The sequence below is a fragment of the Micromonospora sp. 067-2 genome (assembly GCF_046549295.1).
In the GTDB taxonomy this organism is placed as follows: Bacteria; Actinomycetota; Actinomycetes; order Mycobacteriales; family Micromonosporaceae; genus Micromonospora.
Window position 1 is genome coordinate 98,489 of sequence record NZ_JAJPWB010000007.1, and the last position, 18,249, is coordinate 116,737.

22 protein-coding genes are annotated in these 18,249 nt (G+C 72.5%); 8 read left to right on the plus strand and 14 right to left on the minus strand.

The genetic code is table 11. From position 1 onward, the window contains the following. Positions 1-28: 28 nt before the first annotated feature. Positions 29-904, minus strand: coding sequence for an alpha/beta fold hydrolase (locus tag ACLJN9_RS18165; RefSeq protein ID WP_410812604.1), 876 nt, complete (start codon positions 902-904; stop codon positions 29-31). A 66-nt stretch (positions 905-970) separates the two neighbouring features. Here ACLJN9_RS18165 and ACLJN9_RS18170 point away from each other — a divergent pair, with 66 nt between their 5' ends. Beyond that, complete coding sequence (locus tag ACLJN9_RS18170; protein ID WP_410812605.1) at positions 971-1,798, plus strand: MOSC domain-containing protein; 828 nt, start codon at positions 971-973, stop codon at positions 1,796-1,798. Positions 1,799-1,916: 118 nt separating this feature from the next. On the opposite strand, the gene ACLJN9_RS18175 is transcribed toward ACLJN9_RS18170, so the two are convergent. The 5 genes from ACLJN9_RS18175 to ACLJN9_RS18195 all read right to left on the minus strand — a co-directional run bounded on the left by ACLJN9_RS18175 (position 1,917) and on the right by ACLJN9_RS18195 (position 6,478). After that, positions 1,917-2,549, minus strand: coding sequence for a histidine phosphatase family protein (locus ACLJN9_RS18175; RefSeq protein WP_410812606.1), 633 nt, complete (start codon positions 2,547-2,549; stop codon positions 1,917-1,919). A 33-nt stretch (positions 2,550-2,582) separates the two neighbouring features. Next, the gene (locus ACLJN9_RS18180; protein ID WP_410812607.1) at positions 2,583-4,052 is read right to left on the minus strand and encodes a serine/threonine-protein kinase; all 1,470 of its coding nucleotides are present in this window, start codon (positions 4,050-4,052) and stop codon (positions 2,583-2,585) included. Positions 4,053-4,172: 120 nt separating this feature from the next. Beyond that, a complete protein-coding gene (locus ACLJN9_RS18185; protein WP_410812608.1) occupies positions 4,173-4,376 on the minus strand; it encodes a hypothetical protein in 204 nt (67 codons plus the stop codon). 2 nt (positions 4,377-4,378) lie between these two features. Then, entirely contained in the window at positions 4,379-5,443 is a 1,065-nt protein-coding gene (locus ACLJN9_RS18190; protein ID WP_410812609.1) for a LacI family DNA-binding transcriptional regulator, read from the minus strand. A gap of 102 nt (positions 5,444-5,545) precedes the next feature. Beyond that, a complete protein-coding gene (locus ACLJN9_RS18195) occupies positions 5,546-6,478 on the minus strand; it encodes an NADP-dependent oxidoreductase (RefSeq protein ID WP_410812610.1) in 933 nt (310 codons plus the stop codon). A gap of 77 nt (positions 6,479-6,555) precedes the next feature. Between ACLJN9_RS18195 and ACLJN9_RS18200 the strand changes: the two genes are divergently transcribed. Next, positions 6,556-6,957: a winged helix-turn-helix transcriptional regulator gene (locus ACLJN9_RS18200; RefSeq protein WP_410812611.1), complete on the plus strand. Its 402-nt coding sequence runs from the start codon at positions 6,556-6,558 to the stop codon at positions 6,955-6,957. Between the two features lie 38 nt (positions 6,958-6,995). Here the strand turns inward: ACLJN9_RS18200 and ACLJN9_RS18205 are convergent, their stop codons facing one another. From ACLJN9_RS18205 to ACLJN9_RS18215, 3 genes are all read right to left on the minus strand, one after another. Next, on the minus strand, positions 6,996-7,838 hold the full coding sequence (locus ACLJN9_RS18205) for an SAM-dependent methyltransferase (RefSeq protein ID WP_410812612.1): 843 nt from the start codon (positions 7,836-7,838) through the stop codon (positions 6,996-6,998). A 108-nt stretch (positions 7,839-7,946) separates the two neighbouring features. Then, positions 7,947-8,828, minus strand: a complete 882-nt coding sequence (locus tag ACLJN9_RS18210; protein WP_410812899.1) for a helix-turn-helix domain-containing protein — start codon at positions 8,826-8,828, stop codon at positions 7,947-7,949. 146 nt (positions 8,829-8,974) lie between these two features. Next, positions 8,975-9,214 (minus strand): DUF397 domain-containing protein, encoded by a 240-nt coding sequence (locus ACLJN9_RS18215; RefSeq protein WP_410812613.1) that lies wholly within the window; start codon positions 9,212-9,214, stop codon positions 8,975-8,977. A gap of 223 nt (positions 9,215-9,437) precedes the next feature. Between ACLJN9_RS18215 and ACLJN9_RS18220 the strand changes: the two genes are divergently transcribed. Further along, positions 9,438-10,088, plus strand: a complete 651-nt coding sequence (locus tag ACLJN9_RS18220) for a GGDEF domain-containing protein (RefSeq protein WP_410812900.1) — start codon at positions 9,438-9,440, stop codon at positions 10,086-10,088. A 24-nt stretch (positions 10,089-10,112) separates the two neighbouring features. Here the strand turns inward: ACLJN9_RS18220 and ACLJN9_RS18225 are convergent, their stop codons facing one another. The 3 genes from ACLJN9_RS18225 to ACLJN9_RS18235 form a co-directional block, all read right to left on the minus strand. Continuing rightward, positions 10,113-11,126 carry a phosphotransferase enzyme family protein gene (locus ACLJN9_RS18225; RefSeq protein ID WP_410812614.1) on the minus strand — a complete coding sequence of 338 codons (1,014 nt, stop codon included), beginning with the start codon at positions 11,124-11,126 and terminating at the stop codon, positions 10,113-10,115. A gap of 72 nt (positions 11,127-11,198) precedes the next feature. Next, positions 11,199-11,672: an SRPBCC family protein gene (locus ACLJN9_RS18230; RefSeq protein WP_410812615.1), complete on the minus strand. Its 474-nt coding sequence runs from the start codon at positions 11,670-11,672 to the stop codon at positions 11,199-11,201. After that, positions 11,656-12,000 carry an ArsR/SmtB family transcription factor gene (locus ACLJN9_RS18235; RefSeq protein WP_410812616.1) on the minus strand — a complete coding sequence of 115 codons (345 nt, stop codon included), beginning with the start codon at positions 11,998-12,000 and terminating at the stop codon, positions 11,656-11,658. Before ACLJN9_RS18235 ends, ACLJN9_RS18230 begins: the two co-directional genes overlap by 17 nt. Before the next feature lie 149 nt (positions 12,001-12,149). Between ACLJN9_RS18235 and ACLJN9_RS18240 the strand changes: the two genes are divergently transcribed. Further along, positions 12,150-12,788, plus strand: coding sequence for a flavodoxin family protein (locus tag ACLJN9_RS18240; RefSeq protein ID WP_410812617.1), 639 nt, complete (start codon positions 12,150-12,152; stop codon positions 12,786-12,788). A gap of 28 nt (positions 12,789-12,816) precedes the next feature. Here the strand turns inward: ACLJN9_RS18240 and ACLJN9_RS18245 are convergent, their stop codons facing one another. Continuing rightward, positions 12,817-13,308: a type II toxin-antitoxin system PemK/MazF family toxin gene (locus tag ACLJN9_RS18245; protein WP_410812618.1), complete on the minus strand. Its 492-nt coding sequence runs from the start codon at positions 13,306-13,308 to the stop codon at positions 12,817-12,819. Positions 13,309-13,400: 92 nt separating this feature from the next. On the opposite strand from ACLJN9_RS18245, the gene ACLJN9_RS18250 reads away from it, so the two are divergent. From ACLJN9_RS18250 to ACLJN9_RS18265, 4 genes are all read left to right on the plus strand, one after another. Next, positions 13,401-13,931: an NUDIX hydrolase gene (locus ACLJN9_RS18250; RefSeq protein ID WP_410812619.1), complete on the plus strand. Its 531-nt coding sequence runs from the start codon at positions 13,401-13,403 to the stop codon at positions 13,929-13,931. A gap of 50 nt (positions 13,932-13,981) precedes the next feature. Beyond that, complete coding sequence (locus ACLJN9_RS18255) at positions 13,982-15,238, plus strand: hypothetical protein (RefSeq protein ID WP_410812620.1); 1,257 nt, start codon at positions 13,982-13,984, stop codon at positions 15,236-15,238. A gap of 349 nt (positions 15,239-15,587) precedes the next feature. Then, a complete protein-coding gene (locus tag ACLJN9_RS18260; protein ID WP_410812621.1) occupies positions 15,588-16,070 on the plus strand; it encodes a hypothetical protein in 483 nt (160 codons plus the stop codon). A 237-nt stretch (positions 16,071-16,307) separates the two neighbouring features. After that, complete coding sequence (locus ACLJN9_RS18265; RefSeq protein WP_410812622.1) at positions 16,308-17,738, plus strand: MFS transporter; 1,431 nt, start codon at positions 16,308-16,310, stop codon at positions 17,736-17,738. Here ACLJN9_RS18265 and ACLJN9_RS18270 read toward each other — a convergent pair. Next, entirely contained in the window at positions 17,735-18,229 is a 495-nt protein-coding gene (locus ACLJN9_RS18270) for a winged helix-turn-helix transcriptional regulator (RefSeq protein WP_410812623.1), read from the minus strand. The two genes, ACLJN9_RS18265 and ACLJN9_RS18270, sit on opposite strands and share 4 nt — an antisense overlap. Positions 18,230-18,249 lie beyond the last annotated feature (20 nt).

Genomic DNA, 18,249 nt, shown 5'->3' on the forward strand with positions numbered 1-18,249 from the left:
TCTGGGACAGCCGCCCCGCCCAGGACGCTCAGCTGGCCTCGAGCACCTCGCGCAGCCTCGCCGCGAACTCCTCGGGCTTGCCCGCGTAACCGAACTCACCACCGAGGAAGCCGCCGTGGTGGCTGGGGAACACCACCGCCTCCTGGCCGAGCAACGCCGCCATGCCCTCGGCCGTACGCGCGGTGTACGTCCCCGACGACTCCTCGCCGACCGCGATCACGATCCGGGTTGGCGCTGCGGTGAGCAGGCTCGCGTCGGGGCGATAGTCGCTGATTGCCCACGAACTCTTCGACAGCAGCGGATTGTCGCGGGTGCCGTCGTCGACGATCGGCTGGCCGAACGTCGCCGGGTCGGGCGTGGGCTGGGCGAAGTAGGCATCGGTGAACTCGCCCTGCCAGGACGTCATGGCGATGAACGCGGCCATGCCGGCACCGCGGCCCTTCGCCTGGTACGCCTCGTGGAAGGCGGCGCGGGCGCGCTCGGCGGCCGTGGCGTCGGGCAGCACGGCGTTGATCGGCGGCTCGTGCGCCACCAGCGTGCGGACGTCACCGGGGTGGGTCGCGACCAGTTCGAGCCCGGTCACCGCCCCGCCGCTGCTGGCGAACACCTCGACCGGACCGACGCCGAGCGTCTCGATCAGCAGGTGCAGGTCGGCCGCCTGCTGCTGCGGCGTGTGCTCGGACCGGCCGTCCGTGCGGACGCTGCGGCCCAGGCCACGCGGGTCGTAGGTGACGACCGTGCGGTCGGTGAGGTGTGCGCTGAGCGCGGTGAATCCGTCTGCCGTCATCGGTTGGCCGATCAGGAGCAGCGCGGGGCGCCCGCCGGACGGGGGTAGCGGGCCGCGGACGTCGTAGACCAGGTCGACGCCGGGTGCGGCGAGGGTGCGCGTCTGCGTTGTCGTCATGCCTGTGAGATTACGGTCGCCGGCAACGGATCGGCGTGCTCCGCGCGCGGCTAGGGTGGCGGGGTGATGTCCGGGCGGTTGGTGGAGCTGTGGCGCTATCCGGTGAAATCCCTGTTGGGTGAACGGCTGCCGGCCGCCGAGGTGGGCGAGAACGGCGTCGCGGGTGACCGGGCGCTGGCCCTGCTGGACAACACGACCGGCCGGGTTGCCAGCGCCAAACAACCCCACCGGTGGCGCACTCTGCTCACGCTGCGGGCGGCTGGCGAGGCACCTGGTCAGGTGCGGGTCGCCCTGCCCGACGGCCGGTGCCTGTCGACCTCGGATCCCACCATCGACATGGTGCTCTCCGCAGCGGCGGGCCACTCGGTGACGCTTGTCGACTCCGTACCGGCCGACGCCACACTGCTGCGGTCCCACCCGGACGCGGTGCTGGCGGCCGGACTGGCCGACGAGGTCCCGGCGGACGAGAGCCGCCTCGGGTCGGCCGCACCCGGCACGTTCTTCGACTTCGCCCCGATCCACCTGGTCACCACCGCGACCCTGGACCGGATCGCCGCCGACCTGCCGCCCGAGGCCGCGATGGTGGAGCGCTACCGACCCAACCTGGTGCTCGACACGTCCGGGGATGCGTTCACCGAGAACGGTTGGGTCGGCCGTCAGGTGCGGATCGGCCCGACTCTGCTGCTGGCCGTGCTCGCCCCGACGCCGCGCTGCGCGGTGCCGACGCTGGCGCACGGCCCGTTGCCCCGGGAAACCGGGGCGCTACGGGTGCCAGCCCGGCTGAACCGGGTCGAGCCGCTGCCGGGCCTCGGTCCGCAGCCGTGCGTCGGCGCGTACGCCCGGGTGGTCCGTCCCGGCCGGGTGGCGCAGGGCGATGCCGTGACGGTCGGCTGATGGACTCGCTCCCTTCCCGACTGTCCATCGTCACCCTGGGCACACGCGACATCGGCACGTTGCAGGTCGAGGACCACCTGCCGCGGTGCGGCGCTACTCGATCACACTTCAGCCCGGTTCACAGGCCTGCCGTATCGCTGAATCGGCGCAGGGTCCAGCGGGCCGGTGGCCAGCCGGCGGTGTCGTCGTCGGTGGTCCACTCGGTGATCGACGCTGCGGCCACCCCCAGGTCGAACGCCCGGTAGAGCGGTTGGGCGGCGAGCGCGTGGAACCCGCTCTCGACGGTCTCGGTGTGCCCGACCAGAAGCGCCGTGCCACCCCGGTGTCGGTCCGCGATCTCCATGATCGCGCGGCTGACGCGGACGACCAGCTCTGCCCAGCTCTCGTTGCCCTTCTCGAACGGACGGAAGACACCGCCGCCCTCCGCCGCGTAGTCGGCCTGGAAGTGGCTGATCGGCAGCCCGTCGGCGTACGGCGGCGTGTGCCAGGTGCACAGGCCACAGTCGGCCACCGCGTTGACGCCCAGAGCCGCGGCGATCGGCTGGGCGGTCTGGACGGCGCGACGCAGCACGGACGAGTACACGGCGGTCGGCCTGTCGGCGGCAAGCTCCACGGCGAGCCGCCGGGCCAACGCGCGCGCCTGGTCGTGGCCCAGGTCGGTCAGGCCCCGGCACCCGTGCGGGCCGCCGACGATCCCCTCGAGGTGGTGGACCGACTCGCCGTGCCGTACGAAGATCAGCCGCGTCCGCATCGGACCATCATGCCAGCGGTGCTGGTGGATGTGTCAGTCGTCCGTGCGGCCGGTGGAGAAGGTGTCGCTCTGGGCCAGCAGAGTGTCGAGCTGAGCGCCCGTGCGCTCCGGCAGCCGGTCCCGGTCCACCAGATCGGCGATGCGTTCCCGCAGGTCGGCGACTCGCTTGGCGCGGTCCTTCGATCGGCGGCTCGCATCGGCCAGGTCGTCGCGCAGATCCTCGGCGGTCTTCCGATCGACCTGGCCACGGTCCTGTGCCTCGTCGAGCACCGCGGCGAACTGGGCGCTCACCTGCCGCAGGCTGACCGGCACCTGCTGGCCCTCGGTCGTCGGCACCGGGCTGCTGACCGGCGGCGGCGGCGAGGACGATGCCGTCGGCTTCGGCGCTGCGGTGGTGGGCGACGGCGACGGCGCCGCAGCGGTCGTCGACGGCGGCGCGGCGACGTGCGCCGGGCCGGACGGGTCGAACCCCTGGGTGAGCAGGGCGCCGAGGCCGACCACCGCCGCGAGGCCACCCGCGACCAGCACCGCGAGGGGACGCCGTGAGCGTCGGCGGCGTGCCACGGCGGCGTCCGGCCCGGGGTGGGGGCGGGCCGCCGGACGGTCGATCAGGGTGGGCGGATGGGCCGACGGCAGGATGCGCAGCATCTCGGTGGGCGGCTCGACGGGCTGGCCGGCGCCGAACCGGATCGCCAACTGCATGGCGGTCGGCCGGCGTGCCGGGTCGGCGGCCAGGCAGGCAACGGTCAGCTCGGCGATGTCACCCGGCAGGCCGTGCACCCCCAGCGGTGGCACCGGAGTGCCCCGCCGGTGCACCTCCAGCGCGTCCTCCCAGCTCTGCACCGGCAGTGGAGCCCGGCCGGTGAGAGTGCGGTAGAGCAGTGCGCCGAGGGCGTACACGTCACTGGCCGGGTCCGGAGGGCCGGCGGCCAGCCGCTCCGGGGCGAAGTAGGCCGGGGTGCCCATCAGGGGCTCACCAGCCTGGCCGCCGAGCGGGTGGTGCGGGCCACTGAGCGCGGCGATGCCGAAGTCGAGCACCTTGGCGCCGGTGTCGGTGAGCATGACGTTGCCCGGCTTGACGTCGCGGTGCACGACGCCGATGCGGTGCGCGGCGGCCAGCGCCGCGGCGATCTGCCCGCCCACCCGCACGGCCTCCGGCCAGGGCAGCGGCCCGGTCCGCAGCTGGTCGGCCAGGTTGTGACCGTCGACCAGCTCCATGACCAGGTACGGCACCACCACGCCGCTGGCCAGGGTCGCCTCGGCGTAGTCGTACACCTGGGTCACGTGTGGGTGGGTCAGCCGGGCGGCGGCGCGGGCCTCGCGTTGGATGGTGGCCCGCAGCTGCGGGTCGGTGGCGAGCTGCCCCGCGAGCACCTTGACCGCGACCGGCCGGCCGAGCACCTCGTCGTCGGCCCGCCACACCTCGGACATGCCGCCGAGACCGATCCGCTCGTGCAGTACGTAGCGGTCGTGGAGACGGAGAGTGGGCGTGAACGGCGACATGGCCTCACCAGTCTGCCTGGCCGCGTCCCGCTCGACCACCCGCGCCGCCCGGTCCCGGCCCGCTCCTCCCCTACGTACCGAAATGGGCAGTGGGCGGGTCGGCCGGAGCCGGCGGGTCGACTACGAGCAGCGGGTCACGGCGGGTAGCGGTCGCGGTTGGATCCGGTCGGCGAGGCGACGCAGAGCGCCGGCGGTGGCCTGCCGGGTCGGGGCGAGCAGCGCCGGGCGGGCTCGCTCGACCTGGACCGGAGCATCCGGTCGAGCCGAGTTGACGTGCCGGTCGACGGCGTCGAGGGCGGTGACGTATCCGGTCGGGTATTCCATGGTCAACTCCTCGGGACAGGTCCGGTGGACGCCCGGACGACGAGTGTGGTGGGCAGCAGCACGTGACCGGCCGCGGCGTCCGCGGGCGGATCGAGCAGCAGTTGGGCGGCGATCCGGCCCTTCTCCTCGGCCGGTTGGCGGACGGTGGTGAGGCCGGCTGCGGCGGCCTCGGGGACGTCGTCGAAGCCGGTCACCGAGACCGGCGGTCGGTTGCCGGCCGGTCGCTGGGCCAGCGCGTCCAGGACGCCGAGGGCGAGCACGTCGGAGCAGGCGAGCACGGCGGTCGGCGGCGCCGAGGTGTCGAACAGACCGGCGACGGCGGCGGCCCCGGTCTGGCGGTCGTTGCCCGGGGCGTTGAGCAGGATCAGCTCGGCCCAGTCGACACCGACCTCGGCGAACGCGTCGGCGAACCCGGCGAGCCGCCCCCGGGTGGTGGGGTGCGGCACCTGGTCGACCCCGGACAGCGTCAGGGGGCCGGCGGGTGCGCCGGGCAGCACGCTGTCGGCGAGCAGGGCCACCCGGCGGTGACCGAGCCCGGCCACGTGCGCGGCGGCGCTGCGGGCCGCGGCCGACTCGTCGATGCCGACGAACCGGTCGTCGGGGCCCGCGTCGTCGCGAGCGGCCGTGCTGACGAACGGCAGCCCACGGTCCCGGATGACCTCCACCGCCCAGCTCTCGTCGGCGACGCAGTAGACGCAGAAGCCGTCGACCGCGGCGTTCTCCACCGCCCGGCGGGCTTCGGTCTCGGCCGTGGGCAGCGGCACGAGCAACATGCTGGTGCCGTGCCGCTCGGCCGCCCCGCCCACCCCGGCGAGGAAGCGGACCGCGAACGGGTCGGTGAAGGCGTACGACAGCTGCGAGGTGAACAGGACCCCGATCGAGCCGACGAAGCCGCGACGCAGCGAGCGGGCGGTGGGGTTGGGGCCCGGGTATCCGAGCTGCCGGGCGGCGTCCAGGATCCGGTCGCGCAGGGCGGCGGAGAGCTGGTCGGGGCGGCTGTAGGCATTGGACACCGTGCTGCGTGAGACGCCGACGGCGTCCGCCACGGCTTGCAGGGTCGGCTTCATCCGGCACCTCTCTGCATCGATCCAGTCTGTATCGATGCAGAGGTTAGCCCGACCAGTCGGCGTCGGTCAATACCAGGGTCCGACCCGCGCGTCGGCGACGCCTCACGGCTCCAGCACCAGGCGCCCTCGCAGACCTCCGACGGTCAGCCGCTCATGTGCCGCCGCCACCTCGCCCAGCGGCAGCCGTCCGGCCAACCGCAGACTGAGCTGGCCGCTGTCGACCAGCGCCGACAGCTCAGCCAGGTGCGCGCCGTCGGCGTGGACCTCCTGCACCACGACCCGGGTGGCGCGCAGCGGCGGCGGTGCGAACGGCGCCACCAGTGCGACGAACACTCCCCCGCCCCGCAACGCCTCGTGCGCGGCGACGCCGATGACCGCCGCGTCGACCACCGCGTCGACACCGCCCGGCACCACCGCCCGCACGGCCGCCCCGACCCGGTCGGTCCGCGCCACGAACCAGTCCGCGCCCAGCGACCGGACCAGTTCCTCGTCCCGCGCGTCGGCCAGGGCGACAGTCCGGATGCCGCGCAGCGCGGCCAGCTCGAGCAGCAGCCCGCCCACCCCGCCGGCCGCGCCGGTGACCAGCAGCGTCCGCCCGGCGTCCAGCCCGGTGAGGGCGAGCGACCGGGTCGCGGTGAGACCGATCAGCGGCAGCGTCGCCGCCAGCTCCGGAGCGACGGTACGCGGTGCCGACGCCACCGCACCCTCGTCCAGCACCACCCACTCGGCCTGTGCCCCCGGCGCGGAGAGCAGGTCCCGCAGTCCGATCACTCTGTCACCCACCGCGAACCGCCGTATCCCCGGCCCGACCGCGTCCACCTCCCCCGCCACGTCCCAGCCCAGCCCCACGACAGGCAACGGTGGCAGCAGGCCGGCCGCGCTCAATGCGCCGCTACGGGTGGACAGGTCGATCCGGTTGACGGCCGCGGCGGCGACCCGCACCCGTAGTTGCCCGACTCCCGGCTCCGGCTCGGGCAGGTCGGCGATCTCCAGCACCTCGGGGCCGCCGAACCGGCGGACGATCACAGCTCTCATGCCAGCGAGGCTAGGAGCGCTACCCTGCCGCGAGAAGGAGGCACCTTCGGGTGCCCTGGGCACCCGGGAGGTACGCGATGGCCACCATGACCGCCAGCGAGCGCCGCGAGCGGGACCGGCGCTCGTACAACGCGTTCCTGGCCGAGTGCCCGGGTCACGAGCTGCTGGCGACGCTGAGCGACAAGTGGCTGACGCTGGTGGTGAGCGCGCTGGCCGACGGGCCGCAACGGCACAGCGAACTGGCCCGCACGGTGGCCGGGGCGAGTCAGAAGATGCTCACCCAGACGCTGCGCAAACTGGAGCGCGACGGCCTGGTCAGCCGGTCGGTGACCGCCGGCGTGCCGGCCCGGGTCGACTACCGGCTCACGCCGCTGGGCGAGAGCCTGCTGCCGGTCCAGCGGGCCATCAAGGCATGGGCCGAGACGCACATCGGCGAGGTGCACACGGCCCGGGCCCGCTACGACGCCCCGGGCGGCTGAACGCTCCGGTCCGCAACGGCCTCGGCTGACCGGCGCCGTCAGGGCAGGCGGGCGACCGCTCCGTACATGCTCACCTCGACCACCGAGGGGCGGGGCTGCGGCTCGCTCTCGGCCCGCCACTCGGCGACCGAGGTGATGCCCGGCTCGACCACGTCGAGGTCGGTGAAGAAGCCGGAGAACTCGTCCCGGGTGCGCAGATTGATCAGGCCGTGCGGGCTGCCGCCCTTGGCCGCCGCCCTGGCCTCCTCGGCGATCTGCGGAGGCAGGTATTCGTGGGTGGCGTGCGAGGCGGCCAGGTAGCTGCCGGCCGGTAGCGCGGCCAGCAACTGACGGACCAGCGCGTACGGGTCGTCGCCGTCGGGCACGAAGTGCAGCACCGCCACCAGCATGAGCCCGACCGGCTGCGAGAGGTCGATGGTGCGTCTCAGCTCCGGGTGGCTGAGGATCCGCTCCGGGTCGCGCAGGTCGGCGTCGATGTAGGCGGTGGCGCCCTCGGACGAGCTGGTCAACAGCGCGCGGGCGTGGGCGAGCACGATCGGGTCGTTGTCGACGTAGACCACCCGGGAATCCGGCGCGATCGACTGGGCGACCTCGTGGGTGTTGTCGGCCGTCGGGATGCCGGTGCCGATGTCGAGGAACTGCCGGATGCCGGCCTCGCGAGCCAGGTATCCCACGGCCCGCTTCAGGAAGCGACGGTTCTCCAGCGCGGAGGTGCGGATGGTCGGGAAGGCGGCCGCCATCGCGTCGCCGGAATCCCGATCGGCCTGGAAGTTGTCCTTGCCGCCCAGCCAGTAGTTGTAGCGGCGGGCCGGGTGGGGCACCGACGTGTCGATCCGGTCGCTCGGCGAGCCGCCCGTCGTGCCGTGGGTGTCGGTGGTCAAGGCTGCCTCCACGACTCTGCGTGCATCTGGCCGGCGCGTCCGTCCACTGTCGCCGGTCCTCGACCATGGTAGTGCGACGCCGGGCGCCGACGCCGCCCCGGTCGGTGGTCAGGCAGGGTAGAGGTCCTCCAGCAGCCGTCCGAGAATCTCCGGCGTACGCTCCGGCGGCTCGGCCTCGACGCAGAGTCGCTCCATGGCCACGGCGTAATAGTCCAGGTCCTCGCGCTTGTCCAGGTAGATCGCGCTGGTGAGCTGTTCGATGTAGACGATGTCGGGCAGCTCCCGGTCCCCGAAGCGCAGGATGGTGAACGCTCCCCCGGCCGCGGCGTGGCCACCGGCGGCGAACGGGATGACCTGCAGGCGGACGGTGGGTGACTTGGTCGCCTCGATGAGCGCGGTCACCTGGCCGCGCATCACCTCTGCGCCGCCCATCGGGCGGCGCAGTGCCGCCTCGTCGACCACGGCCCACAGCTGCGGAGGGGTTTTCCGGTGCAGCAACTGCTGGCGCTGCATCCGCAGGGCCACCCGCCGGTCGATCTCGGCCGGGTCGGCCGCGCCGTGCCCGAGGAGCACGACCGCGCGAGCGTACGCCGGGGTCTGCAGGAGGCCGGGCACGAACTGCACCTCGTAGCTGCGGATCAGCGCGGCCGCCGCCTCCAGGCCAAGGTAGGACTGGAACCAGGTGGGCAGGACGTCACCGTAGCGGTGCCACCAGCCAGGGCTGTTGGCGTCCCGGGCGAGTTTGAGCAGCGCCTCCCGCTCCTGGTCGTCGGCGACGCCGTAGAGGGTGAGCAGGTCCGACACGTCGCGTTCCTTGAACCCGACCCGACCCAGCTCCATCCGGCTGATCTTGGATTCGGAGGCCCGGATCTCCCAGCCGGCGCCCTCCCGTGTCACCCCGCTGGACTCCCGCAGGCGGCGGAGCTGTGCGCCGAGCAGCATGCGCAGCACTGTGGGCCCGGTTGTCGGGCCGCCCTCGGCGGGGACCATCGTCACGTGCGGACCTCCGGATACCGACCATGGTGGTCGGACACCCCAGCCCGGCCGAGGTGTAAGCATGCCATGGACCGACAGTGAGGTGAACTCCTCCGAAGCGGGAAATCAGTCCCGTCGACGGGACGACGTGTGGGCGGGCGTCAGGTGATCAGGTGGTCGAAGTCGCCGTCGCGCGCGCCGAGCACGAAGGCCGCGATCTCATCCACCGTGTAGATCAGCGCCGGCCCGTCCGGATGTCGCGAGTTGCGGACCGCGATGCCGGCTCCACCGGGCAGTTCGGCGAGTTCGACACAGTTCCCGCTGGGGTTGCTGCGGCGGCTCTTCTGCCAGCGCAGCGGAGGCAACTGATGGATCGGAACGCCGTTCGGCGGCTGTCGCATAGGGGTGTCTTTCTGCTCACGAGCTCGCCGATGCCCGTGGGAGGAGCGGTGCCGGCGAGGGGTGCGGTATCGACATCGGACAGTGCTGCACGTGCATCTGCTATTGCATCTGCACCGGACGGCGAGCATGATAACGCACGTGAATGGTGCTGATCCGTTCACGTTGAGTCACCCCGGATGGGAGCCATCAGGGCTGGAGACTGTCGCGGCGATGGGAGGGTTCGTGCCGGATCCGATGAGCGTCGCCTCCGGCCTCTGCGCCGCCGGCGCGCTGCTCTCCTCCTGGCAACTCCGCCGACGGTCGCTGCGCGCCGAGGCCGAGATCGGGCACCTCCAGGCCGAGCTCGCCGCCGAACGGCACGCCGCCAGCCACGACCCGCTCACCGGACTGCCCAACCGGCGCGCCTTCTACCGGCTCGCGGCCACCCTGCTCACCGACGCTGCCGGGCAGCCGTTGATCGCCATCGTGCTCGACCTGGACGACTTCAAGCAGATCAACGACCGGTACGGGCACGCCGCCGGCGACCAGGTGCTGATCTGCGTGGCCGAGCGGCTGGCCGGGTTCGCCGGGGACAACCTCGTCGCCCGCCTCGGCGGCGACGAGTTCGCCGGGCTGCTGGCCAGCCCCACCGTCGACCGGCGCTGGATCGAGCACTCCACCCGGCGGCTCGCCGAGACCGTCGCCGCCCCGATCCGACTGGGTGGCCGCAGCGTCCAGGTGACCGCCTCCGTCGGGCTCGCCCCGGTGACCGGCCCGGCCCAACTCACCGATGCGCTCAGCCGCGCCGACGCGGCCATGTACCAGGCGAAGAGCCTCGGCGGTCGCCGGTCGCCCCGGCAGCTCGTCGACAGCGTCCGTCTGGCCGAGCGCTGAGCGGTCCGGGACGGGCGGGTGCGGTCAACCCGCCTGACCGAGGTCGAGCAGCGCCGCGTCGGCGAGGACGACCAGGCCGATCGGCGACACCAGTCCCCGTACGACGTCCGCTGCCCTGGCCCGGTCGGCCACGCTGGCACCGGTGTCCAACGCCTGGCTGGTCCAGTCGCTGAGGTCGTCGAGCGCGCGGACGGCCAGGAACCAGGCCAGGCGGCGCGGGTCGACGTCGGCGCTTCCGTAGCCGGCGAGGACGGCCGCCCGCTGCTCGGTGGTGATCGTCGCGAAGGCCAGCACCCCGCCGGTCACGAACATCAGGTCACACTCGATCGGGGCGAGCACGGCGTCGTCCCAGTCGATCAGCCACACCTGCCCGTCCGGGCCGAGCAGCAGATTGCCCAGGTGCGGGTCGCCGTGGCAGACCACCATCGCCCCGGCCGGGTCCGCGGCGAGGCGCTCGACCTCGCGGATCAGAGTCGACACCTGGTCGGCCGCCACCGACCAGACGGCCGCCATCTCGGCGACCAGCGGACCGGCGGGATCCGCCGGGTCCGGGTCGCGCAGCCGCTCGGCCGTCGCGCGGGTCGCGGCCACGATCCTCCGGTACGCCGCACCGCCACGTGGCAACAGCCGGACCAGCTCGTCGGTCACCGGCACCGCGTGCACCGCGGCCAGCAGTTCGCCGTACGCACGCCAGTGCGCCTCGGTCATCGGGCCGCCCAGGGCCCGCCTGTCGGAGACCCACGGCACCACCGAGAGCCGGCGCCCGGACCGGTGGCTGCGCAGCCCTCCGTCCGGGGTACGCAGCGGCGCGGCGATGCCCGGCACCCCCTGCTCGGCTAGGTGCGCCGCCACGACCAGGCCGGCGGGAGTGCCGCCACCGCTCAGCTTGACCGCGTAGCGGGCGCCGTCGGCGCAGCTGGCCCTCCACAGTCGGGCGTGCTGGTCGGCGCCGTGGGTCACCTCGTCCACAGTGGTCAGGTCGAGGCCGAAGTCGGCGCGGACCCAGCCGGCAACCTGCCGAGACGTGTCATCGATCATGCGGGACACCATGCCAGCGCGTGGGGCACCCGGCCCACCCCAATACCGGGCGCCGCCGCGCGTGGCGCCGGGTCAGCGCAGGGTGGCGAGGTGCCGCTCCAGAGCGGCGTACGACTCGGCGGCACCCTGTGCCATGCCCGACTCCACCATGCCGTCGCGCTGCTCGGTGGTGTCGAACCGGGTGGTGCCCGTGACGGTGGTGCGTCCGTCGTGCTCGGTGAGGACCAGCGTCTCCACGGCCACCTGGCCGGGCATGCCCTCGAACTCGAAGGTCTGCACGATCCGCTCCGGCACCACGATCTCCCGGAACTCGCCGCGGAAGGCGTAATCGTTGCCGTCCTGGGCGTGTTCGACGAAGCGGTAGCTTCCGCCCTCCCGGAAGTCGATCTCGACGTCCAGCGGGTTGCCCCGCCCCCACCAGCGCTTCAGGTGCTCGGCCTGCGTGTGCGCGGCGAAGACCAGTTCGCGGGGGGCGTCGAAGGAACGGGTGAGGGTGATCTCCCGGTCGGACGGGAGGTCGATCACGAGGTCACGAAGGTTGCTCATGGCTGTTCTCCTTCAGGTCGCGGAGGTAGTCGTCCAATGTGTCGTAACGGTCGTCCCAGAGCCGGCGGTACTGCTCGACCCACTCGGCGAGCGTGCGCAGCGGGGCCGGATCGAGCCGGCATCGACGCCACTGCGCCTCACGGGTCCGCACGATCAACCCGGCGCGCTCCAGCACGTTGAGATGCTTGGAGATCGCCTGCAGGCTGATCGGGAACGGCTCGGCCAGCTGGTTGACTGTCGCCTCGCCGGCCGCCAGCCGGGCCAGGATCGCCCTGCGGGTCGGATCGGCGAGGGCGGCGAACACCGCACTGACCGGGTCTGTCATCATCTGCCGCTCTCAACCATCTGGCTTGTCAACCGTTAGGTTGAATATACAGCTCAGCAGGGTCGAGTCAACAGGGAATGCGCGGGTGATTCGGGAGCCGGACCCGGGGTATGACCAAGCGGTCACCCCGATCGACGCCGGAAGGAAACGACGTGGCGAGCATCCGCGCCCTCGTACTCAACTGCACCCTCAAGCCGTCACCGGCCCCCTCCAGCTCCGAGAAACTCGGCCGGGAGGTCCTCGCCGCACTCGCCGAACAGGGGGTGGACGGCGAACTGATCCGGGTGGTCGACCACGACGTACGGTTCGGGGTGTCCACCGACGAGGGCGACGGTGACGGGTGGCCGGCCATCCGGGAAAAACTGCTCGCGGCCCAGATCCTCATCATCGCCACGCCGATCTGGCTCGGTCAGCCGGCAAGCGTCTGCAAGATGGTCCTCGAACGCCTCGACGCCGAACTCTCCGAGACCGACGACGAGGGCCGGCTGCTCACCTACGGCAAGATCGGCGGCGTCGCGGTCGTCGGCAACGAGGACGGCGCCCACCACACCATCGGCCAGGTGCAGCAGGCGCTCAACGAGGTCGGGTTCACCTGCCCCGCCGCGGGCGCCACCTACTGGGTCGGCGAGGCGTTGCAGACGGTGGACTACCGCGACGCCGGCCCCAAGCCCGACACCACCGGCCGCACCACGAAGGCGCTTGCCCTCAACAGCGCGCACCTCGCGCGGCTGCTCGCCGAGCAGTCGTACCCGCCGCCGGAGGCGAAGGACGCCGCCCGCGCATCGGCCTGACAGCTTCCCCCGGGGGCGGGCGTCGTCGTCAGCGCCAGCCGTAGCCGGCGCGCAGGGCCTGCCCGATCCGGTCGAACCGGGGGCGGTCCAGCACGGCGCCCTCCCGGCGGATGCTGTCCTCCCGCATGGTGAGCACCCGGTCCAGTCGGACCCAGCTCGGCCGGTTGTCCCGGTCCCACTCGCCGGGGCCGAGCGCGAACCAGTGCCGCTGCCCCTGCCGGTCGCTCTGGCTGGACAGCATCAGCCCGAACAGCGTCCGGCTGTGCCGTCCGACGACCAGCACCGGCCGGTCCTTGCCCTGCCGGGGGTCGTCCTCGTACGGCACCCAGGTCCAGACGATCTCCCCGGGGTCGGCCTGGCCGTCCCGCTCCGGGGCGTAGGTCAGCTCCCGCCGCTGCAACGCGCTCACCTGGCGACGCCGGGCCACCTGCGCCGGTGCCGGCCCGCTACGCCGGGGCGACGGGATCACGGCACCCACCCGCGAGATGCGCGCCGCCACATTCCTCAACAGACCAGCCACGGCGGGCAGCCTACCCGTCGCCGCGCCGGCCGCAGGAGCGGGCGGAGCTGCGGCAGACTGTGCGGCATCGCGACGACTCGGAGGTGTGTGCGGTGACCGGAGACCGGCTGCCCGGGCTGCCGCGCGACCTGCCGATCCTGGAACGCCGCGCGGTGCGGGTGGTGGTCCTCGACAGCACCGACCGGGTGTTGCTGTTCCACACCCGCGACCCGGACCACCCGCGACTGGGCACCTGGTGGGAGCTGCCCGGTGGCGGCATCGATCCCGGAGAGACCTACCGCGACACCGCCGCTCGCGAGCTGCGCGAGGAGACCGGCATCGCGGTCACCGTCGACCAGGTGGGCCCGCCGACCTGGCGACGGCGGGCGAGCTTCCTGCACCGCCGGTTGCGCCACGTCCAGGACGAGGTGGTCGTCGCGGTACGGCTGGCAGGCCCGGGTCCGGACGTCGACGAGGCGCACCGGCTCGACTACGAGGTGGAGGACTACTTCGGCTTCCGTTGGTGGCCGCTGCCGGAGGTGGTGGCCAGCCGGGACCGGTTCTATCCCGGGCAGCTCCCCCGACTGATCACACCGTTCCTGGCCGGCGAGGAGATCGACGAGCCGTTCGAGCTGTTCTCGTAGACCGGGGCGGCGAGGATGCCGGACCGGGCGGCGACAGGCAGAGTGGGAGGATGACGAGCGACCTGCACGGCCCGCTGTCCCGGTACGCCGAGAGCCTGCACGCCACGATCGGCGACAGGCACCACGTCGCCTCCCCGCTCGGTGCCTGGCTGCTGCTCGCCATCGCCGGCGCCACGGCGACCGAACACCCGGCCGCCACGGGGCTGGCGGAATCCCTGGGCACCGATCTGACCGGCGCGGCCGAGGTCGCCCGCGCGCTGCTGGACGCCCCTCATCCGCTGGTCGCCTCGGCGACCGCGCTCTGGTACCGGCCGGATCAGGGCGTCCACGGACCGTCCGGGTGGCGGGGCGCCCTGCCCACCACGACGGAGGTCGGCGCACTACCGGACCAGGCCGGATTGGACGCCTGGGCTCGTGCGCGCACCCTCGGCCTGATCGAGTCGTTCCCGATGCGGGTCGGGCCGGACGTGGTGCTGGCGCTGGCCAGCGCGCTGGCGACCCGGATCTCCTGGGCCGACCCGTTCGAGGTCGCCGACGGCAGTGCGCTCGGCGCGGCGAGCGCCTGGGCGGGCCGGCTGCGCCGGGTGCTGCGCAGCCCCGGCCGGGGCCATCGGGGCGCCATCGCGACGACCGCGCGGGCCGGTGACGTGATCGTGCACACCGCACCGGCGAGAACGGCCGACGGCGCGGGGCTGGTGGTGCTCTCGGTCGCCGCCGCACCGCAGGTGCCGCCGACCGAGGTGCTGGCCGCCGCGTACCAACTCAGTGCCGACGCCGCCGACGGCGCGCCACCGGCCGGCCGCCGCTCACTGTTCGACCTGCCGCTCGGCACCGGACCGTTGTGGACGCTACGGGAGGAGCGCGTACGCACCGGAGCACGCGACGGCCGCGAGGAGCGGCACAGCGCGGTACTCCCCTGCTGGTCGGCCCGCAGCGAGCACGACCTGACAGCTCCGGCGCTGGGCTTTCCAGCCGCGTCGGCCACGCTGGCGGCGGCGCTGACGCTGCCGGTACAGGACTTCGAGGCCCGGCAGGTGGCGATGGCCCGGTACGGGCGGTACGGCTTCGAGGCGGCGGCGGTGACCGGGATGTTCGGGATCACCAGCATGCCCCCGGAGGGCATCGCCCGCACCGCCGAGCTGCGCTTCGGCCACCCGTACGCCGTGGTGGCCGTCGCCACGGACAGGCGGGCCGACGGGGGGACCGGGCCGTGGCACGGGGTGCCGGTCTTCTCCGCCTGGGTGACCGAGCCGGAGGAGCTGCCCGAGGCGGAGGGGACGTCGAACGATGCGGAGGAGTACTCCTGATGGCCAGGTACGTGATCACTCCGGCCGTGGCTCTCCGTCTGGCCAGCGATGATGCCCCGATCCCCGATCCCCGATCGCCGAGCAGCTGGGGTGGTCGGACACGTTCGGCGCCGAGTACGTCGCCCTGAGCACACTGCAGGCCGATGCCCTCATCACGCTCGACGCGGAGCTTGCCAACACGGTGCGGGACATCGTGACGACGGCGCCCATCGACGTGCTCTCCTGACCTGCCGTTGCGGGCCTTCACGGGCGACGCAGCGGGGCAACTGGCGGCCGTGCGCCTTCACCTGCAACCCGACCCACCCCGACGGGGTGTAAATGAAGAACACCCCGCGGATCTGGAGGATCGATGAACCTGACGTCACTGCGTGCGCTCGCGCCCTTGGCCGCACTGGCGGGCTTGGCGGCCTGCACCTCCAACCCGCCCGTCTCCTCGGCGGGGTCCAGCACCGCGTCGCCCGCACCCAGCACCGCGTACACCTCCGAGGCGGCACCATCGGCTCTCAGCAGCGCGTCGCCCACCCGCAGCGCGGTCTCCGCAACGCCGACCGCCACCAAGGCCCCCTGTCCGGTCGGTGTCGAGACCCTGCAGCGAGTGTCGGGGCTGGGCAAGACACACCGCCTTGACCCGGACCACGTGAAGTGCGTGCGCCGGTGGGCCGTGACCGGTGTCAAGGCCGTTGATCCAAGCATGCAGGGCGACGGCGTGATGGTGTTCGAGTACGCGGCCGGCAGCTGGAAGAAGGTGGGCGAGGGAAGCCCGTTCGAGTGCAAGCCCTTCGGCATCCCGGCGGAGATCGGCGACCAGATTGGCTGCCGCGACAGCGACTGAGCCGCGACGGACCGCACTCCAGGGCCGTGGCAGGCTCGCGTCGCCAGGATCAGTCAGGGGACCGCGGACGACGTCGCAGACCTGGCTCGGCTGTCGTGGCTGGACACTGCCGATGAGGAACCAGCGAGACAGTGATTCTCGCCTCGTTCGGGCGCCTGCGCGGGGTGGCGTTCCGCGATCGTCGATACGGTCAGCGGGATCGGCTGGTTGGGCCGTGGGCGGCTGGGAAGGCTCCTCGTGTCTGGCAACAACGTCGGGTTCCGCTCCGAGCGGGGGCCCATTCTTCTCGCCGTCCTGTTGTCGACCGGGCTGGTCGCCATCGACTCGACGATTCTCGCCACCGCGGTGCCGTCCGTCGTCCGGGACATCGGGGGGTTCGCCGAGTTTCCCTGGTTGTTCTCGATCTATCTGCTCGCACAGGCCGTCTCGGTGCCGATCTACGGGAAGCTGGCCGACATCTTCGGGCGCAAGCCCGTCTTGCTCTTCGGGATCGCCTTGTTCCTCGCTGGATCCGTCATGTGCGGTTTCGCCTGGAACATCTGGGTGCTCATCGCCTTCCGGGTCGTGCAGGGGCTCGGTGCCGGGGCGATCCTGCCGACCACCATCACGATCGTCGGTGACCTCTACTCGGTGCAGGAGCGGCCCAAGGTCCAGGGCTACATCGCCATCGTGTGGGGCATCGCCTCGGTGGTCGGGCCCACGCTCGGCGGGGTCTTCAGCGAGTACGCGTCCTGGCGTTGGATCTTCTTCGTCAACGTCCCGCTGTGCCTGTTCGCCGGGGCGGTGATCGCTCGGCGGTTCCGCGAGAAGGTCACCCGCACGGCCAAGCCGATCGACTACCGGGGTTCGGCGCTTCTGACGACCGGGTTGACACTGGTCATCCTCGGCCTACTCGAAGGGGGGCAAGCCTGGGCCTGGGACTCCCCCACCGGGATCGCCATCCTGGTCGTCGGCGTCGCCGCGCTGATCGGTTTCGGCCTGGTCGAGCGCACCGCGCCCGACCCCGTCCTGCCGCTCTGGGTCTTCCGCCGCCGGCTGCTGGTCACCGGCGGGCTCGCGTCGTTCGGCATCGGGGCCGTGCTGCTCGGCCTCACGTCCTACGTGCCGACGTACGTGCAGGACGTGCTCGGCACGGGACCGCTGGTCGCCGGTCTCGCCCTGGCCACGCTGCTGCTCGGCTGGTCGATCTCGGGCAGCCAGGCCGGCAAGGTCTACCTGCGGATCGGCTTTCGCGGCTGCGGGCTCATCGGCACCGCGGTCGTGCTGGTCGGGGTGGCCCTGATGCTGCTGCTCGGCCGGCACTCCAGCGTCTTCGAGGTGGCCGGCTTCTGCCTGATCATCGGGCTGGGCATCGGTCTCACCGCGTCGCCGACCCTGATCGCGGCCCAGTCCAGCGTCGGCTGGAGCCAGCGCGGCGTGGTCACGGCCAACAACATCTTCCTGCGGTCGCTGGGCAGCTCGCTCGGGGTGGCCGTCTTCGGCGCGATCGCCAACGCCACGATCGGATCGTCGGACCAGGTCGACCCGGGCCGCCTCACGGAGGCGGTGCACCACATCTTCATCGCGCTGGTGGTGATCGCGGTCGTCATGGCGATCGCGGTCAGCCTGATGGCCCGCGGCGACACCCCGGTCGCCGAGCCGGCACCGGTCGTGGCAGCCGAGAGCTAGCCTGCCGCGATGGGATCCTGGCCGCCATCCTGGACCCCGAGACCAGCCCCGAACTGGTTCCGGGCGACGAGATCCAGTCGACGGAGTTGCGGGGCGCTGACCGCTGCCTCCGACACCTCGCTGCCCTGATCGAGGGCGTGTGCCTGTCGAGCGTTGAGCAGCGCGGGAAGATGATCTCTGCTCCAGGCACGTGCAGCCTCGATGAGGGACAGCAGGGTGCGCCCCAGTTCGGTGAGTTCGTACTCGACCCGAGGCGGATTCTCCGGATAGACGGTCCGTGTCACCAGGCCGTCCCGTTCCATCGCCCGCAGGGTCTGCGTGAGGACCTTCGGCGTGACGCCGCGAAGTGGCACCCGAATCTCGGTGAACCGGCGCCGACCGTCTTCCAGGCAGAGCACCACCATTGCGGTCCACTTGTCGCCGATCTGGAAAGGCAGCGCACCGGACGGGCAGATCGGATCGAACATCTCGGGATCCAGCTCCGTCGCCACGCCCCGACGCTATCCCGGTA